Annotated in this window: 14 protein-coding genes; 8 read left to right on the forward strand and 6 right to left on the reverse strand. The window is 42.5% G+C overall.

Features of this window, described 5'->3' with window-relative positions; translation table 11 throughout:
• The first annotated feature begins 82 nt into the window (after nucleotides 1-82).
• From rsgA to AOB57_RS00975, 4 genes are all read left to right on the forward strand, one after another.
• Entirely contained in the window at nucleotides 83-1,192 is a 1,110-nt protein-coding gene (gene rsgA, locus AOB57_RS00960) for a ribosome small subunit-dependent GTPase A (RefSeq protein ID WP_054298818.1), read from the forward strand.
• A gap of 302 nt (nucleotides 1,193-1,494) precedes the next feature.
• Entirely contained in the window at nucleotides 1,495-2,547 is a 1,053-nt protein-coding gene (locus AOB57_RS00965) for a DUF362 domain-containing protein (RefSeq protein ID WP_054298819.1), read from the forward strand.
• A 221-nt stretch (nucleotides 2,548-2,768) separates the two neighbouring features.
• The gene (locus AOB57_RS00970) at nucleotides 2,769-2,954 is read left to right on the forward strand and encodes a hypothetical protein (RefSeq protein ID WP_048166277.1); all 186 of its coding nucleotides are present in this window, start codon (nucleotides 2,769-2,771) and stop codon (nucleotides 2,952-2,954) included.
• A 281-nt stretch (nucleotides 2,955-3,235) separates the two neighbouring features.
• Nucleotides 3,236-4,528 (forward strand): methyltransferase, encoded by a 1,293-nt coding sequence (locus tag AOB57_RS00975; protein ID WP_054298820.1) that lies wholly within the window; start codon nucleotides 3,236-3,238, stop codon nucleotides 4,526-4,528.
• Between the two features lie 170 nt (nucleotides 4,529-4,698).
• Here AOB57_RS00975 and AOB57_RS00980 read toward each other — a convergent pair whose 3' ends face one another.
• The gene (locus AOB57_RS00980) at nucleotides 4,699-4,914 is read right to left on the reverse strand and encodes an iron dependent repressor, metal binding and dimerization domain protein (RefSeq protein WP_226999571.1); all 216 of its coding nucleotides are present in this window, start codon (nucleotides 4,912-4,914) and stop codon (nucleotides 4,699-4,701) included.
• A gap of 128 nt (nucleotides 4,915-5,042) precedes the next feature.
• On the opposite strand from AOB57_RS00980, the gene amrS reads away from it, so the two are divergent.
• Nucleotides 5,043-6,107 carry an AmmeMemoRadiSam system radical SAM enzyme gene (gene amrS, locus AOB57_RS00985; protein WP_054298821.1) on the forward strand — a complete coding sequence of 355 codons (1,065 nt, stop codon included), beginning with the start codon at nucleotides 5,043-5,045 and terminating at the stop codon, nucleotides 6,105-6,107.
• Nucleotides 6,108-6,620: 513 nt separating this feature from the next.
• Here the strand turns inward: amrS and AOB57_RS00990 are convergent.
• From AOB57_RS00990 to tatC (AOB57_RS01005), 4 genes are all read right to left on the reverse strand, one after another.
• Nucleotides 6,621-7,142, reverse strand: a complete 522-nt coding sequence (locus tag AOB57_RS00990) for a Nudix hydrolase (protein ID WP_167829497.1) — start codon at nucleotides 7,140-7,142, stop codon at nucleotides 6,621-6,623.
• Nucleotides 7,143-7,298: 156 nt separating this feature from the next.
• Nucleotides 7,299-7,604 (reverse strand): twin-arginine translocase TatA/TatE family subunit, encoded by a 306-nt coding sequence (locus AOB57_RS00995; RefSeq protein WP_054298823.1) that lies wholly within the window; start codon nucleotides 7,602-7,604, stop codon nucleotides 7,299-7,301.
• Nucleotides 7,605-7,870: 266 nt separating this feature from the next.
• On the reverse strand, nucleotides 7,871-8,212 hold the full coding sequence (locus AOB57_RS01000) for a Sec-independent protein translocase subunit TatA/TatB (protein ID WP_054298824.1): 342 nt from the start codon (nucleotides 8,210-8,212) through the stop codon (nucleotides 7,871-7,873).
• A 129-nt stretch (nucleotides 8,213-8,341) separates the two neighbouring features.
• Nucleotides 8,342-9,124, reverse strand: a complete 783-nt coding sequence (gene tatC / locus AOB57_RS01005) for a twin-arginine translocase subunit TatC (RefSeq protein WP_054298825.1) — start codon at nucleotides 9,122-9,124, stop codon at nucleotides 8,342-8,344.
• A gap of 810 nt (nucleotides 9,125-9,934) precedes the next feature.
• Between tatC (AOB57_RS01005) and tatC (AOB57_RS01010) the strand changes: the two genes are divergently transcribed.
• From tatC (AOB57_RS01010) to AOB57_RS01020, 3 genes are all read left to right on the forward strand, one after another.
• On the forward strand, nucleotides 9,935-10,720 hold the full coding sequence (gene tatC, locus AOB57_RS01010; RefSeq protein ID WP_054298826.1) for a Sec-independent protein translocase TatC: 786 nt from the start codon (nucleotides 9,935-9,937) through the stop codon (nucleotides 10,718-10,720).
• A gap of 277 nt (nucleotides 10,721-10,997) precedes the next feature.
• The gene (locus AOB57_RS01015; protein ID WP_167829498.1) at nucleotides 10,998-11,177 is read left to right on the forward strand and encodes a hypothetical protein; all 180 of its coding nucleotides are present in this window, start codon (nucleotides 10,998-11,000) and stop codon (nucleotides 11,175-11,177) included.
• 426 nt (nucleotides 11,178-11,603) lie between these two features.
• Nucleotides 11,604-17,015: a DUF3320 domain-containing protein gene (locus tag AOB57_RS01020; protein WP_054298828.1), complete on the forward strand. Its 5,412-nt coding sequence runs from the start codon at nucleotides 11,604-11,606 to the stop codon at nucleotides 17,013-17,015.
• Nucleotides 17,016-17,292: 277 nt separating this feature from the next.
• On the opposite strand, the gene AOB57_RS01025 is transcribed toward AOB57_RS01020, so the two are convergent.
• The gene (locus AOB57_RS01025) at nucleotides 17,293-17,838 is read right to left on the reverse strand and encodes a pyruvoyl-dependent arginine decarboxylase (RefSeq protein ID WP_054298829.1); all 546 of its coding nucleotides are present in this window, start codon (nucleotides 17,836-17,838) and stop codon (nucleotides 17,293-17,295) included.
• Between the last annotated feature and the right edge of the window lie 138 nt (nucleotides 17,839-17,976).

A 17,976-nucleotide genomic window follows, 5' to 3' on the forward strand; every position in this document is an offset into this window, starting at 1 on the left:
AAAAGGAGTCTCCAAGCGCAATTGAGCTTTTACAGGACAAAATATCAAAATATTTATCCATTTAATCAGATACTTCCATTTCATGAACAATCATAGCGAAGCAGAAACTTCAGGTCATAATCCAGTTCATAGTGACACTAATACTATTCCAGGGTGGAATGAAGAACTTGAGCTTGCTTTTTCTGCCTACAAAGGCTCTTACACTCCCGGAAGAGTCACATCAAGGCACAAAACAGTCTGCGAAGTCCTTGTCCCTGGAGCTGTCGTGCAGGCTGGAATTTCCGGTGCACTTCAGAAAATTGGGAAGCAGCCGGTTGTAGGGGATTTTGTCGTTTTACTTGACCAGCCAGAACTGGGCTCACGCATGATTGTTAATATCCTTCCCAGAAGAACCTATCTCTCAAGAGGGGCAGCAGGAAACGGGGGCGGAGAGCAGGTAATTGCTGCAAACCTTGATACCATTTTTATCGTGACGTCGGTTGGTAAGGATCTCAACCTTAGAAGGCTTGAGAGGTATCTCACCATTGTATATTCTTCTGGGGCAAGACCTGTAATTTTACTTAACAAAATTGACCTTGAAGATAATCCAGCCCGGCTGGTAGAAAAAATCCAGTTTATTGCAGGGAATGTGCCGGTTATTCCATTAAGTGCCCTTTCAAAAACCGGGCTTGATACACTTAGCCCTTACCTCAATCCAGGGGAAACGGTTGCATTAATCGGTTCTTCAGGGGTTGGGAAATCCACACTTATTAACGCTTTTCTTGGTGAAACCGTCCAGAGAACCAGCGGTATCAGGGAAGACGATGAAAAAGGGAGACATACAACAACAGTCCGCCAGATGTTCCCGCTTCCGAACGGAGCAGTCCTTATAGACAATCCCGGAATCAGGGAAATCCAGCTCGGAGACTCTGCAGACGGGCTTGAAAAAGCATTTTCAGAAATAGTTGATGCAGCCCGCAACTGCAAATTTAAAGACTGCACTCACCGTGACGAGCCGGGTTGTACTGTACTGAAGGCGGTTGAAGACGGGCTTATTCCGGAAGAACGGCTTGCCAGTTATCACAGGTTAACTGATGAACTTATATTCCAGACAAAAAAAGCCGAGATAGGGCTTAAGCGGCTTGAAAAGGAAAGATTCAAGAAAATAGCGGTGGATATTAAAAAATATAAGAAATTTACTGGAAAGCCGTAAGATAAGATTTATAAGATATTTCGATTTCAGGCAGGAATTACCAAGAATTATGAATTACCAAGAATTTATCGCCATTCAACCACATTTAAATTTTTTACAGGGTCTTTGTGACATGTGAACTTTATTGACCAGTAACTTTTCTTTCTCTCCAGCGCAATACCTAAAAATAAAAAACACTTTCTTAACTTCACACATTTAATTTCACACTCAGGATAAAGCACAAATCTAGATTAGGAGGGACTTAAACGGTAAGTAAAGTTTATTTTGCAGATCTCAGGGCTAGAAACCCACAGGAAAATACCATCAGTAAGATTCAGAGGCTTTTTGATGAAGCAGGATTCGTTGAGCTCCTGGGGTCAGACGACCTGACTGCAATAAAGGTTCATTTTGGAGAGTACGGGAACGATGGATACATAAATCCGGTCTTTGTACGGCAGGTTGTGGAAAAGATTCGAGCAGCCGGGGCAAAACCGTTTATTACGGACACAAATACACTTTACTCGGGCAGCCGGCATAATGCCGTCGATCATCTGACAACAGCAATAGAACATGGTTTTGATTATTCCGTAGTCCGGGCTCCACTTATTATATCGGACGGCTTGAAGAGCCAGAATGCGGCAGAGGTCGAGATCGGGCTGAAGCACTTCAATTCCGTAAAAATAGGGTCGGATATTGCTGCTGCGGACTCCATGATTGTGATGTCCCATTTTAAGGGGCATATCGTAGCCGGATTTGGAGGGGCTATCAAAAATCTTGCTATGGGCTGTGCTCCCGCAGTCGGCAAGAAAGAACAGCACTTCAGGACAAGCCCGCATGTGGTTGGAGAAAAGTGCGTAGCCTGCGGAAAATGCGTTGAGGTCTGTCCGGTTGGGGCTTCTGCTCTTGTAGGCGAGGTTTCAATGATCGAGCCAAATATCTGCATAAGCTGCGGGCAATGTATGGAAGCCTGTCCGTCAGGGGCAATTGATATCGACTGGGAACACGACATCCCGGAGTTTCTGGAATGCGTTACAGAATATGCATATGGCGCGGTGAAAGGAAAGAAAAACAGAGTCGGCTATATTAATTTCCTGCTTAAAATTACACCTGACTGCGACTGTGTGCCCTGGAGCGATGCGCCTATTGTGCCGGATATAGGAATCCTAGCTTCAACTGATCCTGTTGCCCTTGACCAAGCAAGTTACGACCTTGTAAATAAGCAGAAAGGGCTTATCGGCTCCTCCCTGCACTTTAACCACGAGGCCGGAGCCGATAAATTCAGGGGCGCCTGGCCAATGGTTGACGGAACTCACCAGCTCAGATATGGAGAAGAAATCGGGCTTGGAAGCCGGGAGTATAAACTGGTTGAGATTTGAGTTGATTTAAAGAAATCAACTCTCAACAGTTTTTCCTTTTTACTCATTCCTTTAAAGAAACCCGGGTGTCAACCCAATTTCAAGATCAATTCCCAGATCAAACCATAACTCAACTTTACTTGTTTTGATCACAAATCTATTTTTTAAAAAGATAAATATAGCAGATACAACCACTTAGTATATTAGTTAATCTTATCCAACTTTACTGGAGATGAATTAGAATGACCATATGGGAATATGATGTCAAAGAGATAAGGTTCAGTGAGTGGTCAAAGACAAAAGAAGATCTTAACCGCCTTGGAGTTGAAGGCTGGGAACTCATCAAGTTTGCGGACGAAATTGACGAAAACGGTATGATAACAGCTGTTTTTAAAAGACCGGTCGATTACGTAGACGCATCTTTCTAAATTCCTTTTTTAAATTGTTTTCTTGCTTTGCATTTTCTATTTAAAGTGTCAGTTTAAACAAGAGTATATAAAAATTAAATTTTCTTAATTCTTTATTTTAAGTCTACATTTAAAATTTACTGTTATCTCCTTTGAGTAGCACTTTAATTTAACAATTTTTACTCATTTTGTTATAAGTTAAAACTTTAATCGCACTAAATGTTACTGTGTTTTACGAAATCCATATGTAGACAGAAAAAGGTCAGAACATATATGGACAAATGATGGGTAGGAGAGAAGGCATGGAACATGAATCTGATGACAAAAAAGGGTATGATATCAAGGTTAACACACAAGCTACAGAGAAAAATCGATTGGAAAATGATTTAAATGCCAGGAAGAAACTTAAAAATTTAAAAGAGCTTGAAAAAGCTGTGGATTTGATGCAAAAACCCGAGATAGATTCAGATCAATTTTTCAAGCTTATTGATTCTTCTATACAGGGTTTAAAAGAATACAGGCTCATTGTCTCAGCTATTGACCTCGGGGTGCTTGAAGCTCTTAAAACTCCTTTATCAGCAGGAGCCCTGGCTGAAAAGCTTGGTTGCGACTCAGTGCTCATGCCTCACTTCTGTGAAGCCCTTTACAGCCTTGGCCTGCTCGATAGGTTTGAAGAAGGAGCACTTGAAGAAAAAGGAAATACACACAGGCATGGAAAAGAAAAAAACGATGAAAAAGACGAACATACTCCCGAAAACGGATATGAAAACAGGCCTGAGGGCAGGGTTCAGAATAACGGCTCAACAGATCTTAGTGCCGTGTATCTGGTCTCCGAGTTAAGTGCTACTTATCTTCTGGAGAGTTCTCCATTTTCACAGCGGCATTACCTTGCCGAAAGGTTAAGGACTGTCGATCTCTGGAACCGCCTTCCCGAAATCATGAAGACCGGACCTATAATTTTTGAGAAAGGAACTTTTTTTGGAGAAGTTATCCAGTCTATGGCTGAGAACGCACGCTGTGGAATGCTTCAGGAAACTGTCAAAGTCGTCGCGGAAAACATTAATCTGGAAAATGTCAAAAAACTGCTTGACCTCGGAGGAGGTCATGGGCTCTACGCCATTGCATTTGCCAGACTGAATAAGAACCTGCAGGCTTTTGTTTATGACCTGCCTCCAGTTACGGAAAAAGCAAAAGAATTTATTGAGAGATATGAAGCGTTAAATGTGGATGTAATTCTGGGAGACTTTTTTAAGGACGAAATCGGGGATGGGTATGATCTAATCTTTTCTTCCTTTAACCCTGGAGGAAAAGTGCCATCCCTTATCCCGAAGATTTCCAAAGCCTTAAACACTGGAGGCATTTTCGTAACCCGGCAGATGCCTGACGAAAAGATGAAATCCAATCCCCTTCTCAACCTTGAATGGAATCTGTGGACTTTTGAAGGTGTGAAAAAAGGAGGATCTAGTTACAGCTTTGAGAACAGCGTACCTTTCATCGAGTATATAGATATGCTTGGCAATTACGGGTTTGAAGTATTCTGTGAGCTTGATATGAAGGATGGATCAAGAATTGTATTTGCACGAAAAATAGGATGAACTTGCAGGGAGAGGGAAGTTCCTTTAAATTATACAGGCAGAAATCATCATACTCTGGAAAAATGTATGTGAGAGTTTCCTCAAATAGGAAATGATAAAAGATTTTCCAACATAGTTGAGCGAAAAAAGAAAAACAGAGATTACTTAATCTTTTTGCCAGAACATTTATCTCAGTTTTCAGGGGAACAATGTATATATTCCCCGGTTTCAACAAAATACCTGAAATGATCTATCCAGATTTTAGATTCTTCTTCCTTATCCGTAAATTCTATGAATTTCTCCAATGTACGTGCTGTTTTTGGATTAAGGGTATGCTCAATTTTGCAGGCATCTTCTTCTGCAGTGTGTTCATCAAGCCCAAAATGCATGAGAAAATCCTTGAACATGCTTTATTTTTCCCTCGTTTTTCTGGCAATTTCAATTTTCTAGTAACAGAAAAGAGTATTTCACTTGCTTCCAGAACAGAGGGAGATATGTAACAACAATCGTTATTATACAAAAAAACAATCTCTAGATGGGGATTGATGTGATAAAAGAAGCCATGCTTTATGAGAAAATCGGAGACAACAAAGTACATTGCAATCTCTGCGCCCAGAGTTGTAAAATTCCTCCGGGGAAAAGGGGCTTTTGTGGGGTCAGGGAAAACAGGGAAGGGCAATTATATACTCTTATTTACGGGACAGTCTCAAGCGAAGCCGTTGACCCTATAGAAAAAAAACCTCTTTATCACTTTTATCCGGGATCTTATGTTTACTCAGTAGGGTCGATAGGATGCAATTTCCGCTGCAAGCACTGCCAGAACTGGGCAATATCCCAGGCTTGCCTGGAAGATGCTTATACAATGAATATCCCCCCTGACGAGCTGATTGAAAGGGCGATCCTCTCACGTTCAGGCTCAATTGCCTGGACCTATAACGAGCCCACGATCTGGCACGAGTACACTTACGAGTGTGCAAAACTGGCAAAGGATGCAGGGCTTGCAACAATTTATGTAACAAACGGGTACATGACGCCTGATGCCCTAAGACATATTGCGCCTTATCTGGATGCCGCAAATATCGATATCAAAGCTTTTAATGAAAAATTTTACCACGATGTTGCCAGCGCAAAACTGGCTCCTGTGCTTGAGGCTTCAGCCCTTGCAAAACAACTCGGTATCCATGTAGAGATTACAACCCTGATCATACCAGGCGCAAACGATTCCCTTGATGAGCTCAGGGAGCTCTCAAAATGGGTCTACAAAAGCCTGGGGCCTGAAACCCCCCTGCATTTTACACGTTTCCATCCGCAGTACAAAATGCAGAACATCTCCCCTACACCTGTAAAAACTATGCAAGAAGCCTGTAAAATCGCAACTGAGGAAGGGCTGAGATATGTTTACATGGGCAATGTCCCTGGCAGTGAGAAAAACAATACCTTCTGCCCGAATTGCGGAAAACTGTTAATTGCCCGGGGCTTCTTCGAGATCGAAAAGTATGATATTACACCTGAGAAGACCTGTCCAAAGTGCGGGGAACATATCCCTATTATAGGTGAATACGCTGGCTTAAAAGAGGCATCAGATGAATATGGATACTGAGTCGGATAAATACAAGTGTTAGGAAGCCCGAAGTAGTGAGAGCCAGTAAAGAGAAGAGCAGGAGATGAGAAGAGCAGGAGATGAGAAGAGCAGGAGATTGCCCGGGATTCAGGAAAAAGCTTACCTGATATTTCTTTCAGAAATATCGTAATCTACTATCCTGCAAGATAGCTGAATTTCCACAGCTTCTTTTTACTCCGGTAATCTATTCTCTGGCTTGCTTTCTACTACATGCTAAACTATTTAATTACTTGTTGACAATAACTATTATGTTTTTATCATTACTTTGCTGGATAATTCTTTTAATATCTCTCAGTATATTGGCGTGTTGCGACTGGAGTAGAGCTCTAAAGGTGCTTTTCATAAAAGAGAAATAAACCATACCAGAATTGTATCATGGCTTTTTTTCTCAGCCTGAAAGATTTTTATTTCTTTTTGATTTAATCACAATGTCTTCATTTGTCGCATATAGACTAAGAAGGTTTTCATTACTTAGAAAAAATTATTACTTTGTCAGAAGAAATATTTTCCGTACCCTTCCTGGAAGATTTTTATGATTCCTGCCCGCAGGGAAGGCGTATATTTTTCAGGTTCGGCTCTAACAGCCCTGTGCAATTCTTCCAGTTCTATCCATTCAACAAAAACGGCTTCTTCCGGATCTGGCCGAATTGAGTTTGCAATTTTTGCAGAACATCGACCTGAAAATACCGTGTGGAAGGCTCCTTTGTTTTCGAAAATACAGGAGATCTTAAATAGCTTCCTGAAAGGAATTGAGATTCCGATCTCTTCAAGCATTTCCCGCATCATACAGGCCTCATAAGATTCGTCCGCTACAGTACCGCTTACCGAGTATGTGTAACGGTTTGGATACCAGCGTTTTTTAGACGACCTCTTTTGTATGAGCATTTTATTCTCAGGGTTGAGCAGGATAAGCTGAGCAGCCCTGTGGATGTGCTCTCCTGAATAAAACTCCTCTCGATCGCGTAGCCTGAGAAAGTTATCGTTTTTGTCAACTTCGCTGATTAACTCAACCACAAAAGGTCTCCTGATGAATTGTAACACTATCCGGATCCGATTAAAAATAAAACTAAAAATATCGACTAAAATAAAATTAAAATGACAGGCTTCAATAAAAGGTTAAACCTGAATTAAATGCCATGAAAAGCAGAGAGACTCACTTTTCAGGTATTCTCAGGGTTCGGAGACTTCTTTTGGCTTTTCTGTGGATTTCTGGATCTCATCCAGGAGCTGGTCGTCGGTTTTACCTCTTATATCAATCCCGAGTTTCTGGGCGGTTTCCTGTATCTTGCTCTTCGGAGCTGCGGGCTCCTTAAGGGACTTTTCAAATTCCTTCAGGCTTAGTTCCGATTCTCTCTGGGCTTTCTTAAATTCTCCCATTGAACTTCCCATGGACCGGGCAAGTTCCGGAAGTTTAGATGCCCCGAAAAGGAGTACAATTACTCCGAAAATCATTAAGAGTTCATTTGTGCCTATCATTGGCTTGGCCTCAACTATCGTTTTCTTAAATAAATATAATTGATTCAACAGTAATGGGATAAAAATTCTAAATATCGCTAAGTTAAGCTAAGTTTTTTTATAATATATAAAGCTTCTACTTTATTTATTGTAAGATATTTTATGTAAGATATTTTATATATTTAACTCTTTTTATTTCATTTTTTCCATTCAGTCTATCTCCCTGGCTCTCTCCTTAAATCTATCCTCCAGACCTTTCCCTTTTCATCATGGCTAAGTCCTAAATTTCAGCTTTTTCTGGGCTCTTCCGGTCCAGCGGCAGATTTTTCGGCTTCGAGCGAATTTTCCATGTCTGTATTGTTGACTTTTAAACCTGTATCGGTTTTTGCTTCTTTACTGCTGCCTGGTGTGTCCTCTTGTTCCTCCTCTTTCTCTTCCGGAGTTGCCGTATTACTGGCTTTTCGGGTATAGGCATCGAATTGAGTGAGACCAAGCTCAGCAGCACGCTGTGCTTTTTTAAATTCTCCCATTGCACTTCCCAAAGACCGTGCAAGCTCAGGAAGCTTCTGAGGCCCAAAGAGGAAGAGAGCAGCAACGATGATTGCTATCAATTCTGCTGTACCTATCATTGCTGGTTATTATCAACAATCAAATATAAAAGTTCTTGTAAAAAGATCGGGGGACTGATTTATTTTGAGGTTTTTTAGAGTATCTCATATTTTAAAAGAAAGAAATTAGATAAAATAGACAAATTAATCTCAAAATAACCTGATAAGCAGCAGGCTGAATTCAAACAGGAACCCCAGGAGAAGTGCTACAACCATTTGGGCGATGAAAGTTGGATCAGGGGAGAGAAATAACGAAACTGCCAGAATTATACTGTAGACCAGTACTCTCTGCTTTTTGAGGGTCTGGTACTCCACAAGCCCCATCTTTACTGCAAAAACTACAAGCAGGGGAAGCTGAAACACAATTCCAAAGCCTGCCAGGATCGTAGTTACGGCTGAGAGGGTGCTCTGGACTGAGAGCTGGGCTGTAGCCATATCGCCCGAGTAAAGGAGGATGTATTTGAACATCACAGGCAGGACAACAAAGTAACCCAGAGCCGTTCCAAAGAGAAAAAGCAGGAAAGATGCCGGAATAACCTTGAGGAAAAACCGTTTCTCATGCGGATAAAGTCCCTTGCCTGCAAACCTGTAAAGCTGGTAGAAGAACTGTGGAACTGAGATTGCAAGGGCGAAGACCAGGCAGAGCTTGAGGCGGGCAAAAGTCCATTCAAGAGGGGAGTATGCTGTCATGTAAAGGTCAGTACTTATAAACTCCTTCCAGAGAAGTAGCATCCCTTTTGCCGAAAATGGGAAAGCAATAATTATCCCCAGAAAGAGCCAGACTAAAACTATTGCTAGCCGGTTCCTTAGCTCGAACAGGTGGGCAGTAATAGGTTCTTCAATATCTCCCGGAACACCTGAGGTATAAGTATTCGTTCCCGATACCTGTCCGGTAGAAATTGTTTTTCCGTTGTCTGTGTGCTGCGAGTCCATTTTTTCCGCTCATATGTATCTGATAAATATATTAATATCGGAACATAATATTAAATGTAAATATTATTAAATGTGAATCTGCAAACCTTCTGCCAGGGTTCCGATTTTCCTGTACAGGGAAGCTTGAAATGCATTTCACGGTTCCTTTTCACAATATCTTTCTACTACACTTTGCATATCTGATTGTAGCATACCTTAAGAAGGGCGTACCTGAAAACTTATGGCAGCTGAGTTACTAAATATAATGGAAAACATTTAAAATGATTAATATAACCAAATTAAGATAATTATTTTATTGCATCATGGTAATTAGTATAACTTAATTAAGATAATTTACATAATATAGTTATCGCAATTGATATAATTTATTTGAGAAATTTGTTTAATATAGTTATGGTAATTACTATAACTCGATTAAGATAGTTGATATAATCCTTCAGATTATATAACTCGATTAAGATAATTAATATAATATACTTATTATAATTAATATAACCTATTAAGGTAACTTATTAAGGTAACTGCTATTTCCCTGTCACCTGTACTTTAACAACATTATCTCATACTCGAACTTTGGCTCTCTTTAACCGAATTCTTCTTGGATGGCTGGCAATTCCGTGAAACATTCAAAGGATTCCGTGAAAAGAACCAAACAAACCAAGAACGAAAAAACAAAATAGGTAAAAAGAAAGTTGATGATAAAAACCACTGCAGTGAATAGTTCCCCTTGCCCTGGGCTCCTGCAATGAACCAGAATTCCCTTAAACGGGAGAAGGAACTTTCTTTTGCTTTTCCGGATAGGTACTCCATATGTCTGAAGCCATTGAAAATCTCAGTGTAATCCTGCTGACCCTGCGAAATAAGCTACTTGTGATTGCAGGGGTCCTTATTACAGGTATAATTCTCTCATTTCAGTTTACCGGACCCCTGATAGAGAGGATGAAAGAAGATCTCCTACCAGAGGGTGCAAAACTTATTTACATTTCCCCTCTGGAAGTAATGATGCTGCAGCTCAAATTATCGGTTTTAATAGGGTTGCTCATTACCCTGCCTCTTATCGCATTTTATACTTACAGGGCCATTTCGAGGCGATACTCAATTCGGGTTCCAATCTCGATAGGAAAAGGTCAGATTGCTGTACTGGGCATCAGTGCCATCATTATGTTCATCCTCGGGGCTTCATATGCCTACTTCCTCATGCTGCCCCTCCTCCTCAAATACCTCTATATGGATGCAGCCAGTTCAGGGGTGACTGCAACTTATTCTATCTTCAAGTTCATCTCGTTCGTAGCCTCAGGAACGGCAATGTTCGGTCTGGTATTCGAACTTCCGATAATACTCACCTTCCTTACCCGAAATGGACTTGTAAAATACAGGACACTTGTAACCTATAGAAAGCATCTTTATGTCCTGATAATGATTATTGCAGCCGCCATAACCCCAGGAGCGGACGTGCTCAGTCAGATAATGCTTGCCGTGCCCATGGTAGTTTTCTTTGAGATAAGCCTGATTATTGTCAGGATACTTGGGGTCAAGAACAACCTTCCCAAGCCTGACACGTCGGGATCTGCATTCGGGGCTACGAGGAAAAACTAAATCGCGAGAAGAAATTAAAGAAAGGATATAGTAAAAGAGTGTAAGGGAAGATCTGTAATCCCCAAAGCTGAAAAAAGAAAAGCTACAAAAAAGAGCCGGTAGCTTCAGGGAGATATGCGAATAAGAGGCAAGGCGTGTTTGGGGGTGATGTGATGATAGTTGAGAAAGTAACCCAAACACGCCTCTTATCAATCTTTTTCCGCACTCGCCTATCCGCTATATATTTTGTATTGGCAGGATTTAAGATTATCGAAATTACTTTTATAAAATGATTTTTTTGACAGTGTTGTTAAGTCATGATTTTATAAAACTCAGGCTGCCAGCAACCTGGGTATCTCTTTTCGGGTTGTTTGTGCTTTCAGGTATCTGGCAGTCCCCTGAAACAGTGCTTATCAAGAACCTTCCCGAGCTCCTCTTCCCCGAGGTGACAATCACATTCACAGGCTCGATTCTTTAGTTAACAGGGCTTATGACGGTGTGATAAACACAAACTTTTTAAGAAAAAGTTTGACCACAAGCCTTTTAAAAAGGCTTGAGCGAAAACGGCTGGTAGGCGTGGTCGGCGTGATTAACCGGCGCAACGGTTTCAGCGCAACGGTTTCGGCGCAATAGCTGCGTTCAAAGCTCTAGGAGGAGTAATCGTAACATAAAGAAAAACTCTAATAGTAGGGAAATGTTTTCAGATATAAGAAAAAAAATTATTCTTAAATGTATTATTCTTAAATATGTTACTTTTAAAGGAGTTCTCATCGAGCCGGGTTATATTTCTCCTCCATTCCAAGCTTTATGGCCAACGGAACAGAGTAAAATTTATTAATAAATGTTCTGCATCTTATTAATCGTATATATTTCATTGATTATTTGAAAAGAACCTGGTATTCTTATGGTAGACGTAGTTAAGGAATTGGAAGCACTGAGGCAGAATTTGCTTGATCTGTCCCTTCGAAATAATCTTCTCAATTACCGCCCTTCCCAGAGAAGGACAATCTCAATCTCAGGTAGAAAACCAAAGGAGATTTACGAACTTTTTGTCCTTCATGAAAAGTCATTGAGGTTCAGAGCAAAAACCAGGTCCAAGAAAGGAAGAAAAACCAAAACTGAGGAAGAAGATGAGGCTTCGGAAAAAGAAAGCAGACTTTTAAGAACAATAGGAAAAATCCTTGTTTCCGAAGAAGACAGATCCCAGAAAGAAGACAATATCCGGAGTTCCCGTTCTGAATCCTTCCTGGAAACTCCAGATGACAACGAAACCCTTGATAAGAAGCTTTTTTATGTTTTTAATCAAGCAAATTCTATTTTTGAAGAACAGGGATATCCTGTGCTCTACCTTGCTCTGGGTTTTCTGCAGTGGAACGACAGCAAGATAGCCGTAAAAAATCCTAAAGCTCCCCTTCTCCTGGTTCCTGTCGAACTCAAACGCATAGGAAAAGGCCGTGTTTTCAGCATCCAGTGGACAGGAGACGAAATCTTTACTTCAATTACTCTCCAGGCAAAAATGAAGGAATTCGGAATCTTTCTTCCCGAATTCGAGATGCCTGAGGAAGCTGCAGGCATTGAAGAATACTTCAGGGCTGTATCCCGGGAAATCCGCGAAAAAGAGGACTGGAAAACCTTGCCTGAGGTCTGCCTTGACCTTTTTAACTTTAGAAAATTTGTAATGTATAAGGACCTCGACCCTGCAACCTGGCCTGAGGACATGACTCCTGCTGACCATCCCCTGATCCAGAAAGTTTTTAATCCTGAGGATCCCGAGTGTGAGGACTCCGGCTTCCTTGAAGATGAAGTTGACCTGAGACCCCCAGCAAAAGACACTTACCAGATAATGGATGCCGATTCTTCCCAGATCGCGGTTATTGAAGACATAAAAGCCGGAAAGAATCTTGTCGTTGAGGGACCGCCCGGAACCGGCAAGTCCCAGACAATTGCTAATGCCATTGCAGAACTTATAGCACAGGGAAAAAGCGTACTTTTCGTGAGTGAAAAAATGGCTGCCCTTCAGGTGGTAAAGAGCAGGCTGGACTCGGCTGGCCTGGGAGAACTCTGTCTTGAGATTCACAGTAACCAGACCCGGAAAAAAGCCGTGCTTGAAGAACTGGAAAAAACCCTGAATCGTACAACCCCTTCCCCAATACGCCCTGACAGGGATCTCAATGAGCTCGAAAAGCTAAAACATGAGCTCAACCAGTATGCCCTGTCCCTTGGAGAGCCTGCTGGAAATCTCTATCCCAGCCTCTATACCCTTTATGGCATAAGGGAGAAAACAAAGGCTTACTTCGAATCAAAAAACCTGAAAATGCCTGCTTATAAATTTCAAGAGCCCGAAACCTGGAAGCCTGAAGCCTGGACCGATGCAGAAACTGTTCTGGAGAAACTGGGTCAGGTACTTCCTTTTCTCGGTCCAGTTCGGAAAAATCCCTGGTATGGCTGCGAACCAGGGCTTGTACTGCCTTCAGATCTCGGGGAAATCGAAGTCCTTATAGGCGAATGTGCTACAGCTTTTGAAGCCCTGGAAACAGCCATAAAAACATTTAATGACCTCTCTGCAACCTCAAAACCTAGAACTCTAGAAGGAATTGAAACTGCAATCGAAGCCGCAAAGCTTCTAGGGAAAACAAAGCCCCTGCCTGAAAGAATGCTTCAGAATCCGGAGTGGGAATCCGAAACCTCAAGAGCCGGGGCTGACGCTCTGCTTTCGAGCCTCAGGCAGTACATAGAGCTCAAGACTTTTGCAGAGAAAACCTTTAACCCTGCAATTTTTGACCTTGATACCTCTAAATTCGAGGAGCTTTCCAGCAATCTCTTCAAGCTTTTAAACCCAAAATACAGGAAGCTCAGGAAAGAGATTTCAGCCTGCTATCGTTCAGGAGCACCTTTGCGGGACAGCAAAATCCTTCTTGATCTTGCTTCGCTTTCTGAGTATGAGGCCTGCAGGCTGGAGCTTGAAAATTCGAATGCAAAAGGTAAAAAGTATTTCGCAGATTACTGGAAAGGTTTAGAAAGCGATCCTGCTCTTCTTGAGGAGTACAGCCAGTGGGTAATTCCCTTCCGGAAATACCAGAAAGAAGGTATTCTGACGGACAGAAGTTTCAAGCTTATAGCAGCCGGAATTGACAATACAGCTCTTGAATCGGCAGCCAACCGGGTGCTTGCCGCAAAGCAAGAGTTTCTGGAGTCACTTAATAAGGTTGGAATTCGAATAGGCGCGGATTTCAGCAAAATGTTTGGGCATGGCCTGGAAACTGTAAAACTGAGCCTGTTAAAATCCCGTATAATGAAATGGAAAAACGAAACTTCTTCCCTGATACTCTGGAGCCAGTATCTCGGATACCGACATACCTGTCTGGAAACAAAAGCAGCACCTATGATAGAGGATCTTGAGTCCGGAAAACTTGATGTCTCTGATGCGATTCCTGCTTTTGAAGGCAACTACGCCGAGATCCTCCTGAACCGAGCCTTCAGGGAGAGGCCTGCGCTCTCTACTTTCATCCGTGAACTGCACGAAAGTAAACTTGGAAAGTTCAGGGAACTTGACAAAAAAGTGCTTCTGGAAAACCAAAGAAGGGTAATATGTTTGGCTTATGAAGAAGCCCCAAAATTGAATTCAGGCGCTTCAAGGGCTTCGGAAGCAGGCATTTTACTCAATGAGTTCAACCGGAAAAGAGGGCATATGCCTATCCGTACCCTTATGAAGAAAGCAGGTGGCATTATTCAGAAGATCAAGCCCTGTTTCCTGATGAGCCCGCTTTCCATTGCACAGTATCTTGACCCCAGAAGCACCCGTTTTGATGTGATCATCTTTGACGAAGCAAGTCAGGTCAGACCCGAAGATGCAGTTGGAGCTCTCCTGCGCGGAAAGCAGGTCGTGGTAATGGGAGACTCAAAGCAGCTTCCTCCAACAGAGTTTTTCGATACTGTGCTCGCTCCTGAGAGTGAGCCAGATGACTATACTGCAGCCGGGGATATGGAAAGCATCCTGAATGTCTGCAAACGCAGCTTCCCGGTAAAGACCCTGCGCTGGCACTACAGGAGCAGGCATGAATCCCTAATCGCGATTTCAAATCAGGAATTCTACGATAACCAGCTCTATGTTTACCCTTCGCCAATGCAAAAAGACGAAAAGCTCGGGCTGAAGTTCGTGCACCTTCCGGATGCGGTTTATGACAGGGGTAAAAGCGGAGTTAATCGGTTAGAAGCAAGAGCCGTTGCAAGGGCAGTTCTCGAACACTTCTGCAGGTATCCCGACAAAAGCCTCGGTGTAGGGACTTTTAATGTGAAACAGCAGGAAGCCATCCAGGAAGAAATCGAGGCCTTGCTAAAAGTAAATCCGGGATTTGACCTGAATTCAGTAAATGAGAAAGGAGAGCATTTCTTCGTTAAGAATCTCGAAACTATACAGGGCGATGAAAGGGATGTTATATTTCTGAGTGTGGGTTTCGGCTTTGATGGCAACCGAAAGCTTTCTCTTAATTTCGGTCCCCTTAACCGTGAAGGAGGGGAAAGACGCCTCAATGTTCTTATTACACGCGCCAGGGAGAAATGCGTTGTTTTCTCAAACTTTACATCAAGGGATTTGAATCTGGAAGAAAATTCGTCTTTCGGGCTCCGAGCCCTAAAAGTCTTCCTTGAGTTTGCAGAGAGCGGCAGGCTTCTCTCATCTGCATGCAGTAGGGAGACCCTCGATTTGCCTTTCGAAGAAGCAGTTTTTGCTTTCCTGGCAGAAAATGGCTTCGAAGTCCACAGGCAGATCGGCTGCGCAGGTTACAGGCTCGACCTTGCAGTCCCTGACCCTGTTCAATCAGGACACTATGTGCTTGGGATAGAGTGTGACGGAGCAGATTATTATTCCCTGCATGTTGCACGGGATCGCGATCGTCTGCGCCAGCAGGTACTTGAAGGGCTTGGCTGGAAGATCTACAGAGTCTGGTCAACGGACTGGTACCTGCATCCGAAAGAAAGCAGGGAAAAGCTGCTTGAAGCTGTAGGAGGAGCTGTAGAACAGGCAAAGCAACAGGCAAAATCCGAAACCATACCCGAAACTCCTGCTATAAACGAGCCATCTTCCTGGGCTGAACCCTTAAATCACACTCCTGCAGGAAAGTTTTCGGATTCCCCTGAAAATCCGGTTTTATTCTCTGTTTCGGCTTTGCCTGCAGAAAGTAATGAAAATACAGGCAGTGAGGAACTTGAAACTGGGTTTTTTGACCGAAGCTCCCTTTCAGAATCTTTCGAAGCCGAACTTCTTCCCGAGACTTCCTTTGGAACCGAAGTTGAAGAGCCTTATTCAGGCGCATATTTCAAACTGGAAGAAGGGCTTACTGCCCCTTCAGGTAAGGACTTTCTGCCAGAGATGACTTCAAGGGCAGAGTCACTGGCTAAGGTTGCCGACGCAAACTCACGCAAGAAGCCTGTGAGAAGGTCAGGAAAATCAAAACTTCTTAGATTTAATGCAGATCCTCGCTCGGACGAAGACGGAACTGAACTCATACCCGAGCCTGAGCCTGAGAAAGTAAGTTTCTTCCAGGCTTATCCTGAGATTGATTTCAGTTCAGTTCCCGAGAAAAAAAAGAAGCGCAGGCGACTTAATGAGTTTGCTTATATCTACGGTTCGGGAGGTTATTTTGAATCCGAGCCTGAATTAGAAGATGACTATCCGGAAAACGGCAGTTTTTCAGATGAAGACGGGAGTTACCCTGACAAAAATAAAAACGAGCCTGAAAAACAATCTGGGAAAGACAATTCACTAGAAGCGATGGTACCCCTTTACCGGGCCTGCCTTTCCTCAGGACTTCCGCAATCCAGCAATCTTTCTGAGGTTTCCGATAGGCAGCTTGAGGAAGCAATTATAAGGATTGTAGCATGTGAGGGTCCTATTCATGCAGAACTCCTACCGCAGCGGATAAAGTCGCATACAGGAATTCCCCGCATGCTCGGGAAGATAAAGCAGCGGATATATGATGCTGCGGATACTGCCGAAAATTCCGGGAAAATTCGAGTAAAAGGCGAGTTTTACTGGCCGGTTTCGGAACCTGCCTGTCTCCTGCGCAGACGTGCTGGAGACGCACCTGCAAAAATCGAATGGATCTGCGACGAGGAAATAAAAGAAGCTATTCATTTTGTCCTGAACAGCCAGTATTCAACCCCACTTGAAGATCTTATTGTCCAGACCTCAAGGGTTCTCGGGATAAAAACTACCCGCAAAAATACCTCGGAAAGAATTGAAAAACTTATCCTTTCAGGAATCGAGGATAGCGAACTGACAGTTCTGCCCAATAAAATGATCTATTTTGCAGAATGAAAGATGTTTTCAAAGATTTCAGGAAATCCTGCATTTCTTAGGTTATCTTATTCTTGTTATCTTTCATTGTTTACCATGTTCCGGATGAAACAGTTTAGCCTTTCATGCACACAGGTGATAGATGAAATCGTCAGGATGATGGAAAAAAATTAAAAATTTTTCGGGATTGGGGCGATCTCTTCCAGCCTCGGATCTTTTATTAGATGGAGGAAGCTGGAATCTCTTCCCCTTAGCCCAATTAAAAAATAACCCTTAATTTATTTTCTTTAACTGATTTTTACTCTGTAATAAAGACCAGTGCAGCTACAACAGTAGTCCATTTTCCGTCCTTATCGCCGTTTGCGGTCTGGCAGATGTGGGACGTATCGAAAATGTGCCCGCTTGCTTTGTAGACCTGCTCTCTCTCGTGCCAGGCCATTTCTGCATTAAATTCTATACCAAGGGTGGTTGCAAGCATAGTTGCTGCCAGGTCTTCAGCATATTCTCCTGCAATAATTTCTTCTTCTCCAAAGGAGTGGTGTTCGGAGATGTACCCGTAGTTTTCTTCGTTTACAGGTACCGCAGTTCCTATAGCTGCAGCCATTAGACGATGAGGCTCGTTAGTATCGTTCCTTGCAAGTACACAATGGACAATGGTACCAGTTTTCAACTCTAAGAGTCCTTCTTCTCTGGGTACTATTTTGCAGTTGGGAGGTAGAATGCTTGAAACAGTTACAAGGTTGTATTTCTCGATTCTTGCATCCCTCAGCGCAAGTTCAAAGGATGCTAGTCTGTCTTTGTGTACCCCAGTACCCTTTGTCATAAATGCTTTTCTTGGGATCATGTTAACTCCTTAAAGGGATTTTATGTGCCTGCTATGCGGGTTCCATTGTATAAGCAACCAATACACATAGACAGTTTAAGTTTTTCTAAAGTAGTAAACTGAACTATTGAGTTGATAGTTCTATCTTTCATCACTCAA

The organism is Methanosarcina flavescens (assembly GCF_001304615.2).
Lineage (GTDB): Archaea > Halobacteriota > Methanosarcinia > Methanosarcinales > Methanosarcinaceae > Methanosarcina > Methanosarcina flavescens.

Bases quoted from the DNA above. Each gene is read 5' to 3' on its own strand.
- AOB57_RS00995 (WP_054298823.1), bottom strand. From the start codon at position 7,604: ATGATAGGCACAAATGAACTCTTAATGATTTTCGGAGTAATTGTACTC.
- AOB57_RS01000 (WP_054298824.1), bottom strand. From the start codon at position 8,212: ATGATAGGTACAGCAGAATTGATAGCAATCATCGTTGCTGCTCTCTTC.
- AOB57_RS00975 (WP_054298820.1), top strand. From the start codon at position 3,236: ATGGAACATGAATCTGATGACAAAAAAGGGTATGATATCAAGGTTAAC.
- AOB57_RS00980 (WP_226999571.1), bottom strand. From the start codon at position 4,914: ATGTTCAAGGATTTTCTCATGCATTTTGGGCTTGATGAACACACTGCA.
- AOB57_RS01020 (WP_054298828.1), top strand. From the start codon at position 11,604: ATGGTAGACGTAGTTAAGGAATTGGAAGCACTGAGGCAGAATTTGCTT.
- rsgA (WP_054298818.1), top strand. From the start codon at position 83: ATGAACAATCATAGCGAAGCAGAAACTTCAGGTCATAATCCAGTTCAT.
- AOB57_RS00970 (WP_048166277.1), top strand. From the start codon at position 2,769: ATGACCATATGGGAATATGATGTCAAAGAGATAAGGTTCAGTGAGTGG.
- tatC (WP_054298825.1), bottom strand. From the start codon at position 9,124: ATGGACTCGCAGCACACAGACAACGGAAAAACAATTTCTACCGGACAG.
- AOB57_RS01025 (WP_054298829.1), bottom strand. From the start codon at position 17,838: ATGATCCCAAGAAAAGCATTTATGACAAAGGGTACTGGGGTACACAAA.
- amrS (WP_054298821.1), top strand. From the start codon at position 5,043: ATGGGGATTGATGTGATAAAAGAAGCCATGCTTTATGAGAAAATCGGA.
- tatC (WP_054298826.1), top strand. From the start codon at position 9,935: ATGTCTGAAGCCATTGAAAATCTCAGTGTAATCCTGCTGACCCTGCGA.